Source organism: Kitasatospora sp. NPDC048540 (genome assembly GCF_040651175.1).
In the GTDB taxonomy this organism is placed as follows: domain Bacteria; phylum Actinomycetota; class Actinomycetes; order Streptomycetales; family Streptomycetaceae; genus Kitasatospora.
In genome coordinates this window covers 1-3,623 of sequence record NZ_JBEZIR010000249.1, presented here as the reverse complement: position 1 = coordinate 3,623, position 3,623 = coordinate 1, and the positions used below count along the sequence as shown (strand labels likewise).

Annotated in this window: 2 protein-coding genes; both read left to right on the top strand. The window is 70.9% G+C overall.

All coding sequences use genetic code 11. The features are described 5' to 3' along the window. Positions 1–175: 175 nt before the first annotated feature. A complete protein-coding gene (locus tag AB0D08_RS40535) occupies positions 176–580 on the top strand; it encodes a nuclear transport factor 2 family protein (protein WP_359895385.1) in 405 nt (134 codons plus the stop codon). Between the two features lie 486 nt (positions 581–1,066). Then, positions 1,067–3,433, top strand: a complete 2,367-nt coding sequence (locus tag AB0D08_RS40530) for a M4 family metallopeptidase (RefSeq protein ID WP_359895384.1) — start codon at positions 1,067–1,069, stop codon at positions 3,431–3,433. Positions 3,434–3,623 lie beyond the last annotated feature (190 nt).

Sequence of the window (3,623 nt, the reverse complement as noted above, 5' to 3'; positions counted from 1 at the left end):
ACTTCACCGTGGCGGAGGGCGCCGGCGCCCACTGCCACCCCGGCGCCATGCGCCTCGCCCTGGCCCGCATCTTCGACTGGCTCGACGACACCCTCGCCACCACCGGCGCCTGACGCCCGCCCCGCCAGGCACCGCGCCGCACACCCCCATTCGACACCGCTCCCAGGGACCTGCCATGACCCCCACCGCCGTCCGCACCGACATCCGCACCGCCCTCACCGACCTGCTCCTCACCCCGGGCCTGGACCTGGAGGAGGCCGCCGAGCGTCACTTCGCCCCCGACTACCGCCAGCGCACCGACGGCGCCTGGGCCGACCGCACCGAGTTCCTCGACCACATCGCCCACCTGCGCACCGTCCTGGCCGGCGGCTCGGTCCAGGTCCACGAGGAACTCACCGACGGCACCCTCTACGCCGACCGCCACACCATGGAGGCCGACAAGATCGACGGCTCCACCGTCCGCATGGAGGCCTACCTGTTCGCCGAGTTCGCCGCCGACGGCCGCTTCCGCCGCATCGAGGAGACCACCCTCATGCTCGAAGGCGCCGACAGCGACCGTGACCTCGGCAGCGCCCGCTGAACCACGCCCCGCCGATACCCGGTGCCGATCTGTGCGGGTCGCCGTGGTCCGCGCCCCTGTGAGGCCGGGACGTCATCGGTGTGAAGCTGCGCGGGGCCTGGCCGAGCGCGACGGGCAACCGCTCAAGGCTGCGGCCGCCCGAGCGACCGGGCCGCGATGAGGTGGCGGTCCGGGCGGCTCCCGCCGGTCTGGCAGAGATCCGCCATTGGCATGTTCCCGCCATGACCGCCGGCTGTCGACGATCCGTCACCTTCGCTACCGTTCTGCCGCTGGGCGGCCACCGCCGTCCCGCGCCCCCACGGCTGTGGCAACCCCCGGCCACACTGCGCCCGTTCACCCTGATCCGGTGACGCCCGGGAGCAGGTGACCTGCCGCGGTCCGCTCTGCACGTGCGCGAGTTTCCCGTTCCCGGGCCGGCACCGATCCAGGGCGACTCATGACGCCGTTCCTGCGTGCCGTCCCCCATCGCCCAGGGAGGGCCGCCAGTTGCACACCCATGTCAGAAAGCCCAGGCGCCGCGGCGCAGTCCGCTCCGGCACAGCGGTGCTCGCCGCCGCCGGGCTCGTGATCGCAGGTCTGACCGCCGCCGGGACGGCGGCCGTGGCGGCGCCGACGCCGACGCCGCCCGCGCCCGAGTCCTCCCAGCAGTCGGCCGCCACCAGCGCCGACGCACTGGTGGCCAGCCGTCCGGCCTTCCTGCTCGCCGGCCCGCAGGAGCAGTTCGTCCGAGGTCAGGTCGCTTCCTCGAACGGGTCGCAGTACGTGCCCTACGAGCGCACGTACTCGGGCGTGCCGGTGGTCGGCGGCGACTTCGTCGTGGTGACCGACAGCGCCGGGCACGTCACGTACAACTCGGTCGCCCAGCAGCACGCGATCGGCACGCTGTCGACCAGCCCGAGCCTGAGCTCCGCCCAAGCCGAGAAGGTGGCGTCGGCGCAGCTGAAGTCGGTGTCCCAGGTCGAGGGCACCCGGCTGGTGGTGTACGCGCTGGGCGACGCTCCGGCCGCCCTGGCTTGGGAGTCCACGGTCAACGGCAACGGCGACGACGGCTACAGCAGGCTGAGCGTGGACGTCGACGCGCGCACCGGCGCCGTACTGCACACCCAGGAGCACGTGCTGCACGGCAGCGGCACCGGCGCCTGGAACGGCCCCGCGCCGCTCACCATCAACACCACGTCCTCCGGTGGCAAGTTCACGATGAGCCCCACCAACATCACGAACATGCCGTGCCAGGACGCCGCGAACAACACGACGTTCAGCAAGACCACCGACACCTGGGGCAACGGCGACGCCACCAGCAAGGAGACCGGCTGCGTCGACGCCGAGTACGTGGCGCAGGGCGAGTTCCGGATGCTCGCGCAGTGGCTGGGCCGCAACGGCATGGACGGCAGCGGCGGGGCCTGGCCGATCCGGGTCGGCCTGGCCGACGTCAACGCCTACTACGACGGCTCGCAGGTCCAGGTCGGGCACAACAACGCCAACCAGTGGATCAGCGCGGTCGACGTCCTCGCCCACGAGATGGGCCACGGCATCGACGACCACACCCCCGGCGGCATCTCCGGCAGCGGCACCCAGGAGTTCATCGCCGACGTGTACGGCGCGTCGACCGAGGCCTTCATGAACGAGCCCGCGCCGTACGCCGTACCGGACTTCCTGGTCGGCAACCAGGTCAACCTGGTGGGCACCGGCCCGATCCGCAACATGTACAACCCGTCGCTGATCAAGAGCAACCCGAACTGCTACTCCAGCAGCATCCCGAGCACCGAGGTGCACGCCGCGGCCGGCCCCGGCAACCACTGGTTCTACCTGCTCGCACAGGGCTCCAACCCGCCCGGCGGCCCGACCAGCCCCACCTGCAACGGCTCCACCGTGACCGGCGGCGTCGGCGTGCAGAACGCCCTCAAGATCGTGTACAACGCCCAGCTCATGAAGACCACCGCCAGCTCGTACCTGAAGTACCGCACCTGGACGCTGCAGGCGGCCAAGAACCTCGATCCGTCCTGCGGCCAGTTCAACACCGTGAAGGCCGCCTGGGACGCCGTCAGCGTCCCCGCCCAGTCCGGCGACCCGACCTGCGCGGCCACCGGCAACGACTTCTCGATGGCGGTCTCGCCGGCCTCCGGTTCGGTCAACCCGGGCAGCTCGCTGACCGCCACCGTCGCCACCACGCTCACCAACGGCTCGGCGCAGACGGTGAACCTGTCCGCGTCCGGCCTGCCCGCCGGCGCCACCGCGTCGTTCAGCCCGGCCTCCGTCTCCACCGGCGGCACCTCCCAGCTGACCGTCAACACGGCCGCCTCGACGCCGCCCGGCACCTACCCGGTCACCATCACCGGCGCCGGCACGTCGACCACCCACACGGCCACCTTCTCGCTGACCGTCAACGGCACCGGCGTCTGCACCCCGGCGCAACTGCTCGGCAACGCGGGCTTCGAGACCGGCTCCGCCGCGCCCTGGACCACCACCAGCGGAGTGGTCGACAACTCCGCCTCCCAGGCGGCGCACGGCGGATCGTGGAAGGCCTGGCTGAACGGCTACGGCTCCGCCCACACCGACAGCGCCTCGCAGACCGTCACCATCCCGACCGGCTGCCGGGCGACGCTGAGCTACTGGCTGCACATCGACACCGCAGAGACCACCACCACGACCCAGTACGACAAGCTGACCGTCAGCGCCAACGGCACCACGGTCGCCTCGTACAGCAACCTCGACAAGAACACCGGCTACGCCCAGAAGTCGGTCGACCTGTCGTCCTACGCGGGCCAGAGCGTCACGCTGAAGTTCAACGGCGTGGAGGACTCCTCCCTCCAGACCAGCTTCGTGATCGACGACACCGCCATCCAGACCGGCTGAACCTGAACGGGTGAACCACGAGGGCCTGGCTGCCGCGGCCGCCAGGACCTCGTCCGGGTCTGTCCAGCGACGTGGTGTATCTCGTGTTGTCTGAGTTAGAAGTCATCTCATTTGGCGAGGTTGGGTAAACTGCGGGCGTGATGATCGTGGAGCGCCTGGTGCCGGACGAGCTGTGGGAGCTGTTCCAGTT